This window comes from Nocardia sp. NBC_01388 (assembly GCF_045040085.1).
Taxonomy (GTDB): Bacteria; Actinomycetota; Actinomycetes; order Mycobacteriales; family Mycobacteriaceae; genus Nocardia.
On sequence record NZ_CP109553.1, the window covers coordinates 2,828,911 to 2,847,466 of the forward strand.

The following is an 18,556-nucleotide window of genomic DNA, read 5'->3' on the forward strand; positions in this document are numbered from 1 at the left end:
GCTCTCAAATGACTCGTCATGCACCGTTCTATGCTGAGGTCCAGTCGCATTGCGGTCCCTCCGACGACTTCTTCGCCTTGTTCCTGGACCCCTCGCGCACCTACAGCTGCGCATAGCGGGAGAGCCCAGAGGACACCCTCGAGCAAGTCCGGTACGCGAAGAGCGATCTGGCGCTGCGCAAATGCGATCGACAGCCCAGAATTATATTGCTAAATGTTGTCTGCCGCTGGGGTTCGACAATGATGCGGGCCCTGGATCACTACGGGTCAACGGGATCGGTTCGACCTCGACCCGCAGACGGCACGATGCTCCTGCACACCATCGGGGTCGAGGAGTTCCGAGCCCGCACACGGTCCTGCGAGGGCACGGTAGCCGCCGACCACATCGATCGGCGGGTTGCCGGCCCGGTAGCCGCGCTGCCGCCGTAATTGCATGCTGCCGCCATGGCCGTGGACCGGGGAGAGCCCGAATCGAATCCGGAGTTCGACTACACCTCTCGTTGGGTGAATGTCCTCGGGCCACAGCGTGATCAGCCGGATGACCCAACCGGACCGGGCAGCAGCACGAAACTCATCGAGGGCCTGCGCTGCAATTGCCACAGCCGACCGGCAGGTCGCTGCGTCCGGAGTCCCGTCGAAGCTCTTTCCTACCCCACACAAGGAGACGCGCCGATGCGCACCAACCAGGCGGCCTGGAATCGCCTCACAGTCGACGATCCGATTCACCACGGTATGGGGCGGCAGCGGTGACCCTGCGAATCATCGACGCCGCGCGGGTGCTCACCGGCCACGGCACCGCCCACACACCCGGCAGTGTCGTGGTCGACGGCACCTCGATCGCCTGGGTGGGCCCCACCTGCGATCTCCCGCCGCGGTGGAGCCGCCGAGCCGCCAACCGATTGGCGCTCACGAACGCCACACTGCTACCGGGGCTCATCGACGCCCACGTCCATCTGGCATTCGACTGCACCTCGCAGCCGCCTGACGCGCGCGACGACCTCGCCCGCGGTGCCGTGTCCGACAAGATTCGCACTGCGGCAACCGCATTGACGAGTTCGGGAGTCACCACGGTCCGAGATATGGGCGCGCCCCGATACATCGACGCCGACACACTGCCGGTGCAGCCCGGGCCTCGGGTGCTGCCCGCCACGATCCCTCTCACAGTGCCGGGCGGACACGCCGACAGCCTGGGCGGTGCTGTGACCACCATCGCCGACGTCGAACAGGTCATCGCGGAAAACGCGCGCCGCGGCGCCGCATGGATCACGACGGTGGTCACAGGAGGCTTGAACGGCGGCGGCCGCCGCTCACCCTATGAGCCGCAGTTCAGCGACACGATGCTGGCCGCGATTGTCACCATCGCACACCGGCACGGTCTGCCGGTCGCCGCGCAGGCACACGGCACCGCCGGAATTCGCCAGGCCGTCGAGGCAGGCGTCCACAGTATCGAGTACTGCACTTGGCTGGCTCCCGGCGGGTTCGACGTCGATCCGGGGCTGATCCGGGAAATCGCGGCACGCCGAATCCCGGTGTGCCCCATTATCAATCATCATTCTCGCGCCGCCTCCGGCCGGCTGCCATGGCGACACCGGCGCGAGCACCTGCGCGACATGCTCGCCGCGGGCGTGCATCTGCTACCCGGAACCGACTCCGGAATCACGCTCACTCCGCACGACCGATTCGGGCACGCACTGAGCGCCTACATCGATCTCGGCCTCACCCCGGCGAGCATCATCGAACTCGCCACCCGTCGCGCCGCCGACGCACTCGGAATCAGCCATCTCACCGGCACACTCTCCACCGGGCTGTCCGCCGATATTCTCGCCGTTCACGGCAACCCCACCCAGCACCTGCATTCCCTCGCCACACCGATTATGGTCATGACCGCAGGACACCTGTACCGCTCTCGGGCCGTGCGCGACAACGAGATCGGACACTGCGTCTGACCAGGAGCGCCCACGAAGTGTCCGCGATTGGGCAATGCGGTCGGCTCGATCGCCCGGATCCGAGTGTTGTCAAACCCAGCAATGTAGTCAGCTGAGGACCATACGGTGGAGCTTGCGTGTCGGGCCAACGGACGAAACCGCGCGAGCTCACACTGTGGCCTTTTCATTGAGGAAGCAATCGTTTTCGCCCGCTAACCAGTAGGCGCGACCACGGCGGCGCCGCCCTGCCGCGCGGCATGGACGGCAGCCTCGTGAACTGCCTTGCCGACTTCTTCGGACTTCGCATCGACCGGGCTGCCCGATATGGTGTACCACTCGCGTATCTGATTGTCCCGCACTGTTACCAATGCCTTGTTATCGGAATCGGACCAGAATGTCTGCAACGTAACCTCACCCGCTATGACACCGGCTTCGACGGTGAGAATTCCACCTGCGCCTGTAGTCAATGTCGTCGTCCAATCGAGCTTGGCCATGAATCGTTCTCCCTGATATAGAGCGGATTTTCGCGGTGAAGTGTACGCGGGCGCATAGGAGAAAACACCACGATTGGGCGATCTGTATGACTCCGAAACTTCGGGCGAATTGCCTGCAGCAGAGGCATTTCCGACAGGCCATATCGACCTGTCGGTATTTCCTTTCGGTTTCGATTCACCTTGTTGATTGCGGCTATTGTTTGCAAACGCTCGTAGTCCGCATCTCATGTCCCGGCACGTAGGACCAGCACCGTCGCATTAGCCGGTTGGTAGCTGTACGGTGGATCCTGTGCGTCCGGCCGTCGGGCGTGACCGATCGATTCGGAGGTTGTTCCGCGACCGTTGGACTCGCCGGCTCAGCGATCGCGACGCCACAGTTCGCCGGCCGAAGTCATGGAGGCTATATGCGGTGTGTCGTGTTCGGCGCAACCGGATACATCGGCGGCCGGCTCGTGCCGGAACTGGTGGACATGGGCCACACCGTGCGGATACTTGCCCGCAGCCCCGGCAAGCTCGCGGAGGTGCCGTGGCGTGACAGCGTCGATATCATCACCGGTGATGTCACCGACCCTGATGCGGTCGCTACCGCGCTGGCAGACAGCGATGTCCTCTACTACCTCGTCCACTCCCTGACCCGGCGCGACTTCGTCGACCTCGATCGGCATGCGGCCACCATCGTCGCGCACGCTGCCGCGGCGGCGCGATTGTCCCGAATCGTCTACCTCGGTGGTATCAAGCCCGACAGCGAGAAGCTCTCACCACACTTGTCCTCACGGGCGGAGGTCGGCGAAATCCTGCTCACCTCCGGTGTTCCCACGGTCGAGTTCCGGGCGGCGGTGATCATCGGATCCGGTTCCGCCAGTTTCGAAATGCTGCGCTACCTATCCGAACGACTGCCCGCGATGATCACCCCGCGCTGGGTGCACAACCGCATCCAGCCGATCGCCATTCGCGACGTGCTCCACTACCTCACCCGAGCCACCACACTGCCGCCGGAAGTGAACCGGCCCTTCGATATCGGCGGCCCCGATGTGCTGACCTACCTCGACATGTTGCGCAGATACGCCGCGATCGCCGAACTGCCCCGCCGCGCCGTCGTGCCGGTACCGATCCTCACGCCATGGTTATCAGCGCAGTGGGTCAACCTGGTGACCCCGGTCCCGCGCGCCATCGCTGTACCGCTGGTGGAATCACTGATCCACGAAGTGATCTGCCACGAACACGACATCGCCGAGCACATTCCCGACCCACCCGACGGCCTGATCGGCTTCGAACACGCAGTACAGCTCGCGCTGACCCGAATCCGAAGTTCCGACGTCTCGACCCGCTGGTCCGACGCCGACACCCCCGGGGCACCCTCGGACCCGCTACCCAGCGACCCGGAATGGTCCGGCGGCTCCCTCTATCAGGACCTGCGCGAACGCCACACCACCGCCGACCCCGACACCGTGTGGAAGGTCATCGAATCCATCGGCGGCGAACACGGCTGGTACTCCTTCCCCCTGGCCTGGTCGATCCGCGGCTGGATCGACAAACTCGCCGGCGGCGCAGGACTGCGCCGCGGCCGACGCGACCCACACCGGCTCCACACCGGCGAAGCCCTGGACTGGTGGCGCGTGGAATACCTCGACCGCCCACGGCTACTGCGGCTGCGCGCCGAAATGCGAGTACCCGGCGATGCCTGGTTGGAACTATCAGCCATACCCCAGCCCGATGGCGGCACACTGTATCGCCAACGCGCGATCTTCGAACCCCACGGCCTGACCGGACACGCCTACTGGAAAGCGATCGCACCGTTTCACACAGTGGTATTCGGCGGCATGATCCGCAACATCACCGGCACCGCCGAGGCGAATATTGCTGGCCGCCAAAGCCACTGCTGACGCAGGGACCCAAATTGGATCAGCCCACCCAGATCATATTTCGATACGCAGGGGTGCGGAGCAGTTTGTCACGGCCGGAACGAACCATGCGGTGCGTTTGTGTCGATTCCCGCACAACCACGCAGGTGTGCACGGTCCACTCGGTCGACACACCGAAAATCGGACCCTCCCCAGCCACGCCGCGCGCGGACGACCACGAAAACCATTGCGGCGACGCCGGATACGCGATCGAGTCGGCCGGCGCAGCGTGCGTTCGCGAACCCGCTGTGCCTGGACTCCCGGCTCGCCAACGCCGCCACCTACCTCGCCGCGGACGTCCCGGCGTGGATCAGGGCCCACCTCACCGTCGACGACCACGCCAGCGCCTGGGCCATCGGCGGACTGTCCTACGGCGGTACCTGTGCGGTGCAGCTGGCCACCAACTATCCCACCGTGTATCCCACCTTCCTGGCATTCTCCGCCGACCCCGAACCGCGGCTCGGCAGTAGGTACGAGACCATCGTCGCGGCGTTCGCGGGGAATGAACACGACTACCAGCAGGTCAATCCCACCCGCCTGCTCCAGACCTCCCGATACCCCGGCAGCGCGGGCGCTTTCGTTGCCGGGGACCGCGACCGCGACGGCCTCAGCGGCGCGCGCACTCTGCTGCAGGCCACCCGTTCCGCCGGAATGGACACGCACTACACCGAACTCCCCGGCGGCCACGACTGGCACCTATGGTCCGCGGCGCTGCACCGCGAATTGTCTTGGCTGGCTACGCGTCTCGGTCTGGTGCCCTAGTCAGCGCCGGAAAACGAGCCAGCGCATCGAGGTGTACATGAAGAGCGCCTCACCGAGCCCGCCGAGGATCCGCGCCAGGTGGTATTCGAGGCCGAGTCCGGCCAGACCGCTGGTCACGCCGAGTATGAAGACCAGATAGTTCACCGTGACCACCCCGATGTAGATGGCTATCTGCGGACCCACGGCAGCGTGCGAGGCGAAGTTCAGGGTCCGATTGAGCAGGTAGCTCAGGGCGAATGCCGCAACATAGGCGGCGGTGACCGCGATCGGCAGCGGCACACCCAGCCCGCCGTGCAGGGCGGTGAGTATGAGCAGGTCGGCGGTGAAGGTACACCCGCTGACCAGCAGATACCCCACGAATGTCGGGGCCACGGCACGATCGAGCCCGAACGGCAGCCACTCGACGACGCGTTCGCACAACCGGTGAAACGAACGAATCGACCGCGAGCGGGCGGGCCCGGAGTCTGTCGCTATTCGCACCCGACCACGCTGCCATCACCAGGTGGCGCGCAGATGAGCACACGGCCAACTCCGTCTACACCCTGTGGGATGCGGCCGCCTCGGCTTTCCGCTTGCTGTCGTCATTCCCATTGCGACCCAGCCATCATGGCCCCAGTCTTCAACTCTGTTGTGCCGGGAAGCGCCGCCCTCGGAATCTCCTATCGCTCAGGCGATTTCCGCAATCGCCGATCCGGCGGCGCCTGGGGCTTCTCATCTGCAGCGGCCACCTGCCCGCGCCGCAGGTGAATCCTGGTTCGGATCAAGAGAATTCGAGACGCTGCCGGTTTATCCATCGACCGAATCAAAAAACGAATCACCACCGGGCGAATCCGGAAAATACCCGCATGCTTGCTCGGACTAGACAGCTCACATAGCGATCAGCTCCCTCCTGTGAAGGAACTCAGTCATGAGCCTGGCCAGCAGGCCGACGCAGCACACTCCAGCACCGGGTGAACTGCCGGTTGAATTGCAATTAATGCTGCAGACATTCAACCCGGCGAATCGGCACAATCCGTTCCCCTTCTATCGGCAACTGCAGGACCTGGGTCCGGTGCACCGGTCGCCGCTGGGGCTGAGCCTGCTCACCCGCCACGACGAGATCGCCACGGTGCTCACCAGTTCCGAGTGGGGCCACGACGAGGAAGTCCAGCACCTGCACTCCGGCCAGGAGGAAGTCTTCCCGCCGGTGTTCATGTGGATGGAGCCGCCGGACCACACCCGGCTGCGCGGCCTGGTCTCGAAGGCGTTCACCCCGCGCCGGATCATGGCGATCCGGCGGCCAGGTCTTCGAACCCGGCGACGGCGTGGTCGCCCTGCTGGCGTGCGCGAACCGCGATCCCCAGGCGTTCGCCGATCCGGACACGTTCGATATCACCCGGTTCGGCGGGCACGCACCGGTGACCAAGCATCTGGCCTTCAGCCTCGGCCACCACTACTGCCTGGGCGCACCGCTGGCGACTCTCGAAATGGAAGTGCTGCTCGAAGCCATTCCCGCGCGGGTCGGCTCGATGGAACTGCTCGACAACAATCCGCCCTACCGGCCCAATGTGCTCATTCGCGGGATTACGGAACTCCAGGTCCGGTTCCGCGAAGGTCGCCCATGACCGCGGCGACCGAGGTGAAAGCCGCACAGCGGCAAGGGACTGACGACCGCCGACTATCGGAAAGGTGCGATCCATGCGTCAGGCTGTAGTGCTCGGTACGGGCATCGCCGGGCTGTTCTCCGCCCGGGTGCTCGCGGAGGCCTTCGACCGCGTGCTCATCATCGAACGGGACAGGCTCGAGGGTGCGATGCCGCGCCGGGGCGTACCACAGGCCCGGCACGTGCACGGCCTGATGGATCGCGGCCGGCAGATCATGGAGGAGCTGTTCCCCGGGCTCACCGCGGAGCTCGCCGCCGCGGGTGCGCCGACCACCGACGTACTGCGCGGATCTCGCTGGTACATAGCGGGATTGCGGGTACACCCGACCGATACCGGGCTGACCGCTCTACTCGCCGGCCGTCCGATGCTCGAGGACGCGATCCTCACCCGGGTACTGGCCATGCCCGGTGTGCAGCTGTGGCAGCGGCGGACGGCGGCGGGACTGCTCGGCGGCCGCACGATCACCGGCGTCCGCCTGTCCGACGGTACGGAAGTTCCGGCCGATCTGGTGGTGGACGCCACCGGGCGCGGATCGCGGGCCGCGGATTGGCTCGCCGCCCTCGGTTATCAGCGCCCCGCAGAGGAACGCGTCGACGTCGATCTCGGCTACACGTCGCGCATGTTCCGCCGCAAGCCCGATCACCTGAATGGTGATCTGGCCGCGGTGGTTTCGACCACGCCGGGGTTCCACGGCGGGTCCGCGATCACGCTGGAGGGCGACCGCTGGCATGTAACGCTGAGCGGAATGCTCGGTGACCACCCGCCGACCGATCCGATGGAGTTCGAGCAGTTCGCCGCGACGCTGCCGGTGCCCGATCTGCACGAGATCGTGCGGTCGGCCGAACCGCTGGACGACCCTGTGCCGCACCGCTTTCGCGGCTCGCTGCGCCGCCGCTACGACCGGACTTCCGCGGCGCCCCGCGGGTTTCTCGTCCTGGGCGATGCCATGAGCAGTTTCAATCCGCTGTACGCGCAAGGTATGACGGTGGCCGCGCAGCAGGCGCTCGCACTGCGGTCCTGCCTGCCCGATCCCGTTCCGGCGCAGTTCTATCAGCGTGCCGCCGTGCCCATCGATATCGCGTGGCAGATGTCCACGCAGGCGGACCTGCGGTTCCCGGGCGTCGCAGGACCGCGCTCGCTGCGCAGCAGGATCCTGAGCCCCTACACCTCGAGAATCCCGATGGCCGCCCACCACGACGCCGAGGTGGCCCGCGCCTTCATGCGCGCCTCGAACCTGACCGCCCCGCCGAGTTCACTGCTCGCTCCCGCGATCGTTCTGCGGGTACTGCGTGCGAGCTCCCAGGAACGGAGTGCCCGATGACCGTCGTCTCCGACCCGTTCGCCCCCGAGTTCCGGGCCGATCCGTCGCCGTCGTACCGCATATTGCGGGACGCGGGCAGACTGCACGAGTACCGGCCGGGGATTTATCTCGTGCCGCACTATGCCGATTGCAGCGCGATCTTCGCCGACCCGGCCTTCGGGCACGGCTACTTCTCCGGGATCAATCCGTTCCGCCCCGGTGTCGATCCCCGGAACCTTCCCGGTTCGTTTCTGCTGATGGACCCGCCCGATCACACCCGACTGCGCGCAATGGTGGCTCCGGCCTTCACTTCCCGCGCGATCGCCCTGTTGCGCGATCAGATCACGGATACCGCGATCACACTGCTCGACCAAGCGGTGGCAGCGGGCGAGATCGACTTCGTCGCAGACATCGCCTACCTGCTGCCGCTGACCACGATCTGCACCATTCTCGGGATCCCCCGGTCCGACCACGCGACATTCGGGATCTGGGCATCGGCGATCAGCCGCGGCTTGGATCCGGATGCGCTGTTGTCCGACAACGACAAACAGGCCCGGGCCACCGCCGTACTGGCCTTCGCCGAGTACTTCACCGACCTCATCGCGCGCCGGCGTGCCGACCCCGGTACAGATCTGCTCTCCACTCTCGCGACGGAAACACCCTTGGAGATAAAGGAACTCGTCGATATCGCCGTGCTCCTGCTCATCGCCGGTCACGAAACCACGATGAACCTGATCGCCACCGGAGTCCTCGCGGTGGCGCGTAACCCGCAGCAGCGCGAAATCCTGCGCGCCGACCCGGATTCGAGCCGGTTCGCCGTGGAAGAATTCCTTCGCTTCGACACCCCCGTCCCGTTCCCGACCCGCGTCGCCATGCAGGACATCGAACTCGATGGCCGAACCCTGCCCCGGGGAACAGGATTCATCCTGCTGGCCGGTTCGGCCCACCGCGATCCGGCCGCATTCACCGATCCCGACTCACTCGACATCACACGATTCGCACCCGGCCGGCACACTTCGCGTCACCTCGCCTTCAGCCACGGCCCCCACTTCTGCATCGGCGCTCCCCTGGCCAGGCTGCAGGCCGAGATCCTCTTCACCGAACTCATGCGCCGCACACCGGATTTCACCCTCCTCAATCCGACTCCCCCATACCGCGAATCGGTATCGATGCGCGGCCCGCAATCACTGCCGGTCCGCATTCCCCGCTGAACAAATCTCCCTCGCAACCACGGTCACCGGCCGCGATATCAGCGAATTCCCCTGTCTGGCAACCACAGTACGATCTCGCCGACCCATCGCCGCTGGGCGAGATCGCATACCCGACGGTCTGCGGAGACGTTGCTGGCCCTCTCGTTCAGGCAGCAGGTATTGCTGTGAGTGGGTATGATTATGTGGCTAACCCGAGACTTGCTGTGGCCGCACTCTTTTGATGTAACTGCGGGTGCGGGTTAGCGAGAGTCACGCCGAACGCAAACCGAGCGAACAACGGAGTGGAACATGACCCAAGCTCCATGGACCCTAGTTCGCAAGGTTCCCTATCCCTCGCATCACCTCGGCAGATACATACGATGACCGAAACCAGCCTGCGCTCCGATCAGCGGGTCGCCGATCTGTAATCGGTCATAGCCTGCGGTCGCATTCGAGCACGCGAACCTCTCGCCTATTTGGAATGCTCTTCTTTCGCATTTGCTGACAGGAGTCCTGCTTTGACCATGCCACTATGCCCGGCGCCGGTTACCGGCCCGCTCTTCTCGACCGATGCCGAGGACGTTTGCCGGTGAGGCTGTATTCGCCGGAGTTCACCGATGATCCGCACAGCGCATATGCGGAAATGCGCGGTATTCATGGTGAATTGGCGCCTGTCGAGGTGGCCTCCGGCGTGCCCGCGACCCTGGTGACCGGGTACCACGCGGCGCGCCACATCTTCGGTAACCCGGCGCACTTCCCCGCGGATCCGAGGCTGTGGCAGTCCACCATCCCGGCCGGTTGTCCGGCATTGCCGATGATGCAGTGGCGACCCAACGCGATACGGTCCGCGGGCGAGGAACACTCGCGGTACCGGAACGCCATCACAGCGAGTCTCGACCACATCGACCTACACGCGTTGCGTCACACCGTCGAACGGACCGCGGTCTCGCTGATCAACGAATTCTGCAAGGCGGGGGCCGCCGATCTGCTCAGCGATTACGCCCTGCCACTCACGATCGAAGCATTCGACGCTGTCCTGGGCCTCTCGCCAGAAGCAGGGGACGAAACATACGCGGCAATGATGTTGCGGCGCGGCGCGGTCGACACCCCCGCATCCGACCGGGCCGAGGAGATGCTCGTCGCCGCGATGCGGAAAGTGCTGGCGGGCAAGCGGATAACTCCGGCCGCGGATGTGGCGTCACAACTGCTGCGGCGTGCCACCGAACTGTCGGAAGAGGAGATGGCGCACCAGCTGGTCATGCTGTACCTGAGGGGCGCGGAACCCACCTGGAACTTGATCGCGAACACCCTGCTGTCGATGCTGACCGATGACGGATTCGGCGGCGACCTGCTGGGCGGCGGATTGCTGGTCCGGGATGCGATCGATGAAGTGCTGTTCACCGATCCACCGGTAGCGAACGCGTGCATCAGCTATCCGCGGCAGCCGCAGATCGTCGGCGAGGTCTGGCTGCCGGAACATCGACCGGTGATCGTCAGTTTGGCGGCGTGCAACACCGACCCCGCGGTGGCCGGTGACCGCAAAGGTAACCGTTCGCATCTGGCCTGGGGTGGAGGGCCCCACGTGTGCCCCGGCCAGGCACCGGCCACGGTCATCGTGGAGGTCGCGCTCGAGCAATTGCTCGACGCGCTTCCGGACATCGCACTGTCGGTTCCGGCGACGCAGCTGCGGTGGCGCCCGGATCCGTTCCATCGTGCGCTGACGGCGTTGCCGGTCACATTCGCTTCCGCTCCACCACTTCCCGTCGTCTAAGGAGACCGACACCGTGCGTCCACCCGCGCAAACGCAATCTCGGCCCCACCGGTGCCGATAGAAGCCGTCGGGCCCCGAATTCCTATCTACACCCAAGAGTTCGCGGCCGACCCACACCGGTTCTACCGGGCGATGCGCGAGGGCTACAGATCATTGGTGCCGGTCGAAATATGGGCGGGGGTGCCGGCCACCCTGGTCATCGGCTATCACACCGCGGTCCGGATCCTCGGTGACACGCACCGCTTTCCGCCGATCCACGCCGCTGGCAAGCGACCGTACCTGCTGATCTGCCGATCATGCCGATGATCGAGTGGCGGCCGAACGCGTTGCGCAGCAACGGCGCTGAGCACACCCGCTACCGCACCGCGACGAGCGACGCTTTGGCCGGGGTCAATCTCTATACCCTCCGCAGCACGGTGGAGCGGGCCGCGCTCCCGCTCGTCAATTCCTTCTGCGAGACAGGGTCTGCCGACCTGATCGGCCGGTACATACTGCCGCTGGTCTTCGTGGTGCTCAACGAGCTGATCGGCTGCCCGCCCGCACATCGGCCAGCAGGTCGCCCAGGCCAGCACCGCACTGTTCGAAGGGGTCGACACCGACACCGTCAACGCGATGCTCGACAAGGCGCTGCGCGAACTGACCACGCTCAAACGCGCCTACCCTGCCGACGACATCGCCACGCGGTTGGTGCGGCATCCTGTCGGGCTGACCGATACGGAAATGGTCCACCAGCTGGTCACCTGCTATTCCGCGGGTCTACCCGGCCCGATATTCTCCCCCGACTACATCCAGGCCTGGCTGAACTACGCCGACTGGGACGACACAACCTTCGCCGCCGAGGACCCGATCCAATAATTCCAGCGGATATGACAGGCGATGCCGAGTCCAGCGATGACAGTGCAGCCGTTCATCGTTGACCTCGTCAGGACTGCGGGCTCGCCGCAGCAGACGGGCACCTGCCGACCGTGACAGTGGTGCGGTTCGCAACGGGGTTGCGAACCGCGCGACCGCGGCCGATCAGGCTCCGGCGAGGCCGATCACATTGCCCTGGGCATCATTGACGATCGCGACCAGCTTGCCGCCGCCGACGTCATGAACGTCCTCCGCGACAGTCCCGCCGGCCGTGACCAGTGCCTTGACCTCACCGTTGATGTCATCGACGGTCCAGAACGGTGTGGCCCCGGTCATCCCCCGCTGCTGCCCGTTCGGAACCAACCCCACAGCCAGCCCCTCCGACGTCTCGAAGTGCACGTAATAGGGCTGGTCCATGGCGGGCTCGACTCCGAGCAATGCCGTGAACTGCGCTTTCGCCGCCGCGATATCGCTCACCGGGTACAGGATCGCGTCCAGTGTCCTTGCCATCAGAAAACTCCTTCGCACAGTTCCGAACTTTGTCGCCGCCAACGTTATGGCTGCGGCCCTGCCCTCGGCTTCTCGATTCCTGATCGATCGACCGTCGAGCCGTCGGCAGCAAAAGCAGCGGCGCTATGCCCCGCCGGACAACCAGCGACGGAGGCGGCCGGGCGTTCCGGCCTTGCGCGGTTGCGGGCGAACCTGGTTGAGCCAGCTGGGCAATGGCTCGCGTGCGGTAAGCCAGGTGTGCGGCACACCGGCGGTGTGTGCGGCGACGATTCCGCCGACGATGGCACTCGTGGTGTCGGTATCGCCGCCGGCCGCGACACAGGTGGCGATCGCGGCGCGGTAGTCGTCGAAATGCGTTGCCGCGACCCAGATCGCGAACGGCACCGTGTCCTGCGCGGTGACCCGGACTCCGATACCGAGTTCGGCGGCGGCCTGTTCGGCGGAGGCGCCGAGCAGCGCCCGGGCGCGCCTGATCAGCTGCGTCGTGTCACCGGTGTCGAGTCGATCCAGCACAGTGGTGATGAATTCCTGTGGTGCGGGCCGCATTCCGGTGAGGCGGGCCTGTGCGGCTCCGGCGGCCGCCAGCGCCACCGCGACCGCGCCGATCACCCCTTCGCGATGCAGGTGCGTTACCTGCGCCGACCGGATCGCCTCGGCAACAACCTTTTCCGGATCGCCGGCATAGAAGGCGCCCAATGGCGCGACCCGCATCGCCGCACCATTGCCACACGAACCCTGGCCGTCGAACACGGCCGCGGACACCTTCCGCCAGTGCACACCGCGCTGGATCCGGCCCAGTGTGTCCACTGTCATGAAGCCGTAGTCCCGGCGCTTGTCGAACCGTGCGGCGAAGGCCGCGGCCAGCCGATCCTGGTCTATCGCACCGTGTTCGCGAAGTTCACCTACCACCGTGCACGCCATTTCGGTGTCATCGGTCCACTCCCACCGCCCGGGCGGCAGATCACCACTGCGAAGATCTGCGACAGAGCGCCCCACCACGGGGAACTCGGCACCCACCGCGTCTCCGACGGACAGTCCATCCAGCGAATCCAACATCAAGTCGACATGCATCGCATCCGATCGTAGTTGGCCCGGGTAGATATCTTCTACGGCGTTGTCCCGGGCTCGGATCGCCACGGATACGCGAACTGCTTGATGTAGGAGTGCGCCCGCGACCAGGGGTCGAACGCGAATTCTGCGCGCGTGGGGTACCAGTGCCGGGCGCACAGCTCATCGATATCCATGCCGAGCGGCTGCGATTGATAGTCCATCGCAGGTTCGGCTGCCCGCGAGACCGCTATCAGCTCACTTTCGAGCGTCCACCCGCAATGATCGAAAGCCCAGGTGCCGTCGGAGATGTACACATGGCCCGGGTCGACTATGCCGCGAGGCCACAGTCCCATCGCCGCGAAGCCGTGCGGATGCTCCTCGAGAAACGCGAACGCCAAGATGTGACAGGCCCCGGCTGCGAAAAACCATTGGTCGGCACGATCCCAGGCCAGGCGTTCGTCGGCGCGTTCCAAAGGGCTGCGCCGGAAGACCGAACACGGAATGTACACGGGCCCAGTATATTCCGTGGTTCAGATCGCGAATCCAGGCTGCGGGCAGACCGGGCGGCACTGTCGGTTGGCCCACAGTCTCAGCGCGGCGGCGGCAAACGTGGCATAGTTGCCTGTTGAGAACGGGCGCATTACCAAGAAATTTGCTCGGCTCACTACAGAGAAGAAGTTGTAAACAGCATGGCTCAAGGCAGTGTGAAGTGGTTCAACGGTGAAAAAGGCTTCGGCTTCATCGCCCAAGACGGAGGCGGCCCCGACGTCTTCGTGCATTACTCGGCCGTCAGCGGCTCGGGTTTCAAATCCCTCGACGAGGGTCAGCGTGTCGAGTTCTCGGTAGAGCAGGGCCAGAAGGGCCCGCAGGCCCAGGACGTCCGCGCCATCTGATTCAGCGCGACTTGATAGAAGCTCCGCACCGTTTTCGGTGCGGAGCTTTTGCGTTGCCGCACATTTCCCGCTCGGCTCACTGAGCGCGCAGTCCCGCGATGAGAAGTCCGACCATGCGACGGGCGTTGTAATGGGCGCTGTTCTCCGCGCCGATGCAGAGGTTTCCGACACCGCGCATGAGTTCGACGGCTTCGATATCGCGCCGGATCTCCCCCGCTTCACCTGCGGCGCCGAGCAATTGGGCGCAGACCGGGACGAGGCGGTCGAGGAAGTACGCGTGCAGGGTCGCGAAGGCGGCATCGCCGGACTGCAGAGCACCGGCGAGGCCGTGCTTGGTCACCAGGAAGTCGACGAACAGGTTGATCCACGCCGCCAGCGCAGCATGCGGAGAAGCATTGTCCGCCAATAGAACCGGACCGGCCTCGGCGCAGGCCTCGACCTGGTGCCGGTAGACGGCGACGATCAGATCGGCGCGTGTCGGAAAGTGGCGGTAGATCGTGCCGACGCCGACGCCGGCCCGGGCGGCGATATCACGGACGGGCACATCGACGCCGGAGGCGACAAACGCCGCGGCCGCCGCATCCAGCAGCGTCTCCGCATTGCGCCGGGCGTCGGCCCGCTTCCGCGGTACTGCCGACCCTGATCCGCTGTCGATTTCGGCCACTGTGCCGCCACCTCCGTCATTTCCCTTGGCAAACGGAACAACGTTCCGTATGTTGGTTATCGGAACATCGTTCCGTTTGACCAGTTTGCCACAGGAGGACGTCATGCAGTACCGCACCTTGGGCCGCACCGGTGTGCAGGTCAGCACTCTCGCGCTCGGCGCGATGAACTTCGGCAGTATCGGGCGCACCACCCAGGACGAGGCCACGGCCATTGTCGACGGCGCTCTCGAGGCGGGGATCAACTTCATCGATACCGCCGACGCGTACAGCCGGGGCGAGTCCGAGGAGATGGTCGGCAAGGCCATCGCCGGGCGCCGCGACGATCTTGTACTGGCGACCAAGGCCTACCTTCCGATGAGCGAGGAACGCAATCATCGGGGCAGTTCACGCCGCTGGCTGATCGCCGAGCTGGATAGCAGCCTGCGGCGCCTGGGCGTCGACCATGTCGATCTCTACCAGATCCACCGATGGGACCCGGCCACCAGCGATGAGGAAACTCTCTCGGCGCTGACGGATCTGCAGCGCGCGGGCAAGATTCGCTACTTCGGCTCCTCCACCTTTCCCGCGTACCGCATTGTGCAGGCGCAGTGGGCCGCCCGCGAGCATCATCTGAGCCGCTACGTCACCGAGCAGCCGGGCTATTCGATTCTGCAGCGCGGCATCGAAACTCATGTCCTGCCCGTGACGCAGGAATACGGACTCGGCGTGCTGGTGTGGAGCCCGCTGGCCTCGGGCTGGCTGTCGGGCGCGATCCGCGAAGGCCGCGAAATCACCACCAGCCGTTCGGCATTCATGCCGCAGCGCTTCGACACCGCCGTCCCGGCCAATCGAGCCAAGCTCGAGGCCGTCGAAAAGCTGGCCGTTGTCGCCGAGGGGGCCGGGCTGAGCATGATTCAGCTCGCACTCGGATTCGTCACCGCGCACCCGGCCGTGACCAGCGCGATCATCGGCCCGCGCACCATGGACCACCTGCATTCTCAGCTCGCCGCCGCGGACACCGCGCTGTCCGCCGACGTGCTCGACGCGATCGATGCCATCGTCGCCCCCGGCGTCGATCTCGCCGCCGACGAGAAGTCCGACACCCCACCCGCCCTGCTCGATCCGGCCCTGCGCCGCCGCTGACGAGGATCGACTCCCATGTCCCACACCAGTTTCGGAATCATCACCGCCCCGATGCAAGTCGACTACCAGGACATCCTGCGGGTCTGGCGCGAGGCGGACGCCATTCCGGAGATCGAGCACGCGTGGCTCTTCGATCACCTCATGCCGATCGGCGGCGACCCGGACGGGCCGATCTTCGAAGGCTGGACACTGCTGTCCGCGCTCGCCGCACAGACCGAGCGCCTGCGCATCGGACTGCTGGTGACCAGCAATCGCTTCCGGCCGCCCGCACTGCTGGCCAAGATCGCCACCACCGTCGACATCGTCTCCGGCGGGCGGCTCGACTTCGGCATCGGTGCGGGTTCCCGGCCCAGCCATCCACTCGCCAGGCGCGAGTACGACGCCCACGGCCTGCCGTATCACGACGCCAAACATGCCGTGGAAAGCCTGGCCGAAGCGTGCACGGTCATCCGGCGGTTGTGGACCGAGACCGAACCCTTCGATGTCGACGGCGCCCATATCCATCTCACCGGCGCCTTCGGCAACCCCAAACCCGTGCAGCGCCCGCACCCGCCGATAGTCATCGGCGGCCGCTCGACCGCGGTGCTCCGCGTGGTCGCCGAACACGCCGATGTCTGGAATATCCCCGGCGGCGATATCGACGATGTCATCGAGCGCAGCGCGCTGCTCGACCGCTACTGCACCGAAATCGGCCGCGATCCCGCGTCGATCACCCGGTCCATCCACCTGCCGGTCTCCTACGACGAGCCCGGCACGACCAGGGCGGCGATCGCCACAGCGATCGACGCGGGCTTCCGGCACATCGTCCTCGGACTGTCGACGCCCTACCCCGCCGAGGTCGCGCGGTGGGTCGCCGACGAACTCATCACCCCCTCGATCTGAGTTCGCAGTCCCCGCGATGGGGCAGACCCAGAATCGATGACCGTAAGTTAGGATAGGCTTACATACATCGAAGGGAGTTGGGCGTGCGCGTCGTCGTTCTGTTCGGATCTGAATTGGGTACCGCCGAAATGGTGGCGGAGGCGCTCGCCGACGAACTGTCCGCCTATGACGTATCGGTTTTCGATATGTTCGACTTCGATCCCGGCGACCTCGACGCGGACGACTTTCACATTGTGGTCTGCTCCACCTACGGTGATGGTGAATTGCCCACGGGCGCAGAGCCTTTCTTCGCTCTGCTGGATGCCGCACAACCGGATCTGGCCGGACTGCGGTTCGCCGTTTTCGGGCTGGGCGACACCATCTACGGTGACACCTACAACCGGGGCGGGGAGATCGCCGCCGACAAGCTCGTCGCCCGTGGCGCGATCCAGGTCGGCGAGCATGCCCGCCACGACGCCTCGACCGAGGTGCGGCCGAAGGATATGGCACGCGAATGGGCTGGGACACTGCCGATTCCGGCGCTCATGACCGGTTGAGCCGCGGCGAATCAATCGCCGAGCGCGGTGAAGGTCATCAGGGCCGCCTGCGAGGAGCCGAAACGGATCCATTCGAGCGCCTGCACGCAGTATCTGCGCAGCGGACTTCCCACCATGACGGTGGTCGCCTCGCCGGACGGCGTCGGGGCATTCGGAAGCAGTGGCGCCGCACCACCTCTGGCTTCGAGGGTGAGGCCGGGGATGGGTTCGGAGATCCAGCGGATCACCCAGCCCGAACGCACTTCGACCAGGGCGGTATAGGAGCCGGAACTGCGCGCGATCCGATGCGCGATATCGGCGTCGGCGGTTTCGATCTCCAGCAGCGGTTCCTGACCGGGCGCGGTGACATCGTGATCGATTCCGCGCAGCACCACGCCGTCCGGGCCCGAGACGCTGCGGCGGACGTATCGGATCAGCCGCCGGCGGCCGCTGTCATGACGCGCGATCAGGTGCCCCGACCGGACGTCCCCGGCCACGGCGGAATCGACACCGTTCATGACGACGGCGACGTCGGACATGCGCGGGATGCGTCGATACAGGTCTGCCAGACCGAATTCGGCATGCTCGGGCCGATCGTCGAGAATGCCGTAGAGGTCCCGGAAGTCGCTGGTGAAAGGCGTGCGCATCGGCGCGCCAATGGAATTCGTCCGCCATGTCCAGGCCGCGGCGCGCGGCGGGTGCGGCGCCGCGATATCGGGTTCGCCCAGGTGGACGTGCACACCGAACACCTCACCACAGGGCGCGATGAGCGGATGCGCGATAAGCGGACAGGCGTCGGCCTCGGTGCTGGACAGGTCCCGGACGAGCGGTTCACGAGAGCTGCGCACCTGGGCGACAACCTCGCTGACCGATTCGAAGATCTTGCCGCGCAGCACGTTTCCGAGCGGGCGCAATTGCCGCTGGCGATCGCCCTCGGCAATCACGGTCGGCACCTCGGAAAGCGTCTCGATCAGTAACCAGTTACGACTGTCCCGTACTTCCAACACGGCCCCCTTCGACGACGTCGTACGCATCGTCGCACCCGGATGCGGGCGGGGCGTTCCCTGGAAATGTGATGAACG

At 65.6% G+C, this 18,556-nt stretch carries 21 protein-coding genes; 14 read left to right on the forward strand and 7 right to left on the reverse strand.

The annotated features are described in order from the left end of the window. Positions 1-8: 8 nt before the first annotated feature. The 3 genes from OG716_RS13865 to OG716_RS13875 all read left to right on the forward strand — a co-directional run bounded on the left by OG716_RS13865 (position 9) and on the right by OG716_RS13875 (position 1,945). Positions 9-116, forward strand: coding sequence for a class I SAM-dependent methyltransferase (locus tag OG716_RS13865; RefSeq protein ID WP_405138038.1), 108 nt, complete (start codon positions 9-11; stop codon positions 114-116). 57 nt (positions 117-173) lie between these two features. After that, positions 174-428, forward strand: coding sequence for a hypothetical protein (locus OG716_RS13870; RefSeq protein ID WP_405139681.1), 255 nt, complete (start codon positions 174-176; stop codon positions 426-428). Between the two features lie 317 nt (positions 429-745). Then, positions 746-1,945, forward strand: a complete 1,200-nt coding sequence (locus tag OG716_RS13875; RefSeq protein ID WP_405138039.1) for an amidohydrolase family protein — start codon at positions 746-748, stop codon at positions 1,943-1,945. Positions 1,946-2,136: 191 nt separating this feature from the next. On the opposite strand, the gene OG716_RS13880 is transcribed toward OG716_RS13875, so the two are convergent. Further along, positions 2,137-2,418 (reverse strand): hypothetical protein, encoded by a 282-nt coding sequence (locus tag OG716_RS13880; RefSeq protein ID WP_405138040.1) that lies wholly within the window; start codon positions 2,416-2,418, stop codon positions 2,137-2,139. Positions 2,419-2,822: 404 nt separating this feature from the next. Between OG716_RS13880 and OG716_RS13885 the strand changes: the two genes are divergently transcribed. Next, positions 2,823-4,301: an SDR family oxidoreductase gene (locus OG716_RS13885; protein ID WP_405138041.1), complete on the forward strand. Its 1,479-nt coding sequence runs from the start codon at positions 2,823-2,825 to the stop codon at positions 4,299-4,301. A gap of 99 nt (positions 4,302-4,400) precedes the next feature. Further along, positions 4,401-5,081 (forward strand): alpha/beta hydrolase, encoded by a 681-nt coding sequence (locus tag OG716_RS13890; RefSeq protein ID WP_405138042.1) that lies wholly within the window; start codon positions 4,401-4,403, stop codon positions 5,079-5,081. Here OG716_RS13890 and OG716_RS13895 read toward each other — a convergent pair whose 3' ends face one another. Continuing rightward, positions 5,082-5,561 carry a GtrA family protein gene (locus OG716_RS13895; protein WP_405138043.1) on the reverse strand — a complete coding sequence of 160 codons (480 nt, stop codon included), beginning with the start codon at positions 5,559-5,561 and terminating at the stop codon, positions 5,082-5,084. A gap of 824 nt (positions 5,562-6,385) precedes the next feature. On the opposite strand from OG716_RS13895, the gene OG716_RS13900 reads away from it, so the two are divergent. The 5 genes from OG716_RS13900 to OG716_RS13920 all read left to right on the forward strand — a co-directional run bounded on the left by OG716_RS13900 (position 6,386) and on the right by OG716_RS13920 (position 11,840). Then, positions 6,386-6,685 (forward strand): cytochrome P450, encoded by a 300-nt coding sequence (locus OG716_RS13900; RefSeq protein WP_405138044.1) that lies wholly within the window; start codon positions 6,386-6,388, stop codon positions 6,683-6,685. Positions 6,686-6,758: 73 nt separating this feature from the next. Further along, entirely contained in the window at positions 6,759-8,045 is a 1,287-nt protein-coding gene (locus tag OG716_RS13905; RefSeq protein WP_405138045.1) for an FAD-dependent oxidoreductase, read from the forward strand. Then, the gene (locus tag OG716_RS13910) at positions 8,042-9,235 is read left to right on the forward strand and encodes a cytochrome P450 (protein WP_405138046.1); all 1,194 of its coding nucleotides are present in this window, start codon (positions 8,042-8,044) and stop codon (positions 9,233-9,235) included. Before OG716_RS13905 ends, OG716_RS13910 begins: the two co-directional genes overlap by 4 nt. Positions 9,236-9,803: 568 nt before the next feature. After that, a complete protein-coding gene (locus OG716_RS13915; RefSeq protein ID WP_405138047.1) occupies positions 9,804-10,985 on the forward strand; it encodes a cytochrome P450 in 1,182 nt (393 codons plus the stop codon). A 612-nt stretch (positions 10,986-11,597) separates the two neighbouring features. Continuing rightward, complete coding sequence (locus tag OG716_RS13920) at positions 11,598-11,840, forward strand: hypothetical protein (RefSeq protein ID WP_405138048.1); 243 nt, start codon at positions 11,598-11,600, stop codon at positions 11,838-11,840. Between the two features lie 162 nt (positions 11,841-12,002). On the opposite strand, the gene OG716_RS13925 is transcribed toward OG716_RS13920, so the two are convergent. From OG716_RS13925 to OG716_RS13935, 3 genes are all read right to left on the reverse strand, one after another. Further along, positions 12,003-12,347, reverse strand: a complete 345-nt coding sequence (locus OG716_RS13925) for a VOC family protein (protein ID WP_405138049.1) — start codon at positions 12,345-12,347, stop codon at positions 12,003-12,005. A 123-nt stretch (positions 12,348-12,470) separates the two neighbouring features. Next, positions 12,471-13,418, reverse strand: coding sequence for an ADP-ribosylglycohydrolase family protein (locus tag OG716_RS13930; protein WP_405138050.1), 948 nt, complete (start codon positions 13,416-13,418; stop codon positions 12,471-12,473). Positions 13,419-13,453: 35 nt separating this feature from the next. After that, positions 13,454-13,906, reverse strand: coding sequence for a hypothetical protein (locus OG716_RS13935; protein ID WP_405138051.1), 453 nt, complete (start codon positions 13,904-13,906; stop codon positions 13,454-13,456). A gap of 180 nt (positions 13,907-14,086) precedes the next feature. On the opposite strand from OG716_RS13935, the gene OG716_RS13940 reads away from it, so the two are divergent. Then, positions 14,087-14,290 (forward strand): cold-shock protein, encoded by a 204-nt coding sequence (locus tag OG716_RS13940; RefSeq protein ID WP_355127329.1) that lies wholly within the window; start codon positions 14,087-14,089, stop codon positions 14,288-14,290. A 76-nt stretch (positions 14,291-14,366) separates the two neighbouring features. On the opposite strand, the gene OG716_RS13945 is transcribed toward OG716_RS13940, so the two are convergent. After that, the gene (locus OG716_RS13945; RefSeq protein ID WP_405138052.1) at positions 14,367-14,954 is read right to left on the reverse strand and encodes a TetR/AcrR family transcriptional regulator; all 588 of its coding nucleotides are present in this window, start codon (positions 14,952-14,954) and stop codon (positions 14,367-14,369) included. Between the two features lie 103 nt (positions 14,955-15,057). On the opposite strand from OG716_RS13945, the gene OG716_RS13950 reads away from it, so the two are divergent. The 3 genes from OG716_RS13950 to OG716_RS13960 all read left to right on the forward strand — a co-directional run bounded on the left by OG716_RS13950 (position 15,058) and on the right by OG716_RS13960 (position 17,495). After that, positions 15,058-16,077: an aldo/keto reductase gene (locus tag OG716_RS13950; protein WP_405138053.1), complete on the forward strand. Its 1,020-nt coding sequence runs from the start codon at positions 15,058-15,060 to the stop codon at positions 16,075-16,077. Between the two features lie 15 nt (positions 16,078-16,092). Then, complete coding sequence (locus tag OG716_RS13955; protein WP_405138054.1) at positions 16,093-16,959, forward strand: LLM class flavin-dependent oxidoreductase; 867 nt, start codon at positions 16,093-16,095, stop codon at positions 16,957-16,959. Between the two features lie 83 nt (positions 16,960-17,042). Further along, entirely contained in the window at positions 17,043-17,495 is a 453-nt protein-coding gene (locus OG716_RS13960) for a flavodoxin domain-containing protein (protein WP_405138055.1), read from the forward strand. Positions 17,496-17,506: 11 nt separating this feature from the next. Here the strand turns inward: OG716_RS13960 and OG716_RS13965 are convergent, their stop codons facing one another. After that, the gene (locus OG716_RS13965; protein ID WP_405138056.1) at positions 17,507-18,508 is read right to left on the reverse strand and encodes a GAF domain-containing protein; all 1,002 of its coding nucleotides are present in this window, start codon (positions 18,506-18,508) and stop codon (positions 17,507-17,509) included. Positions 18,509-18,556: the final 48 nt, after the last annotated feature.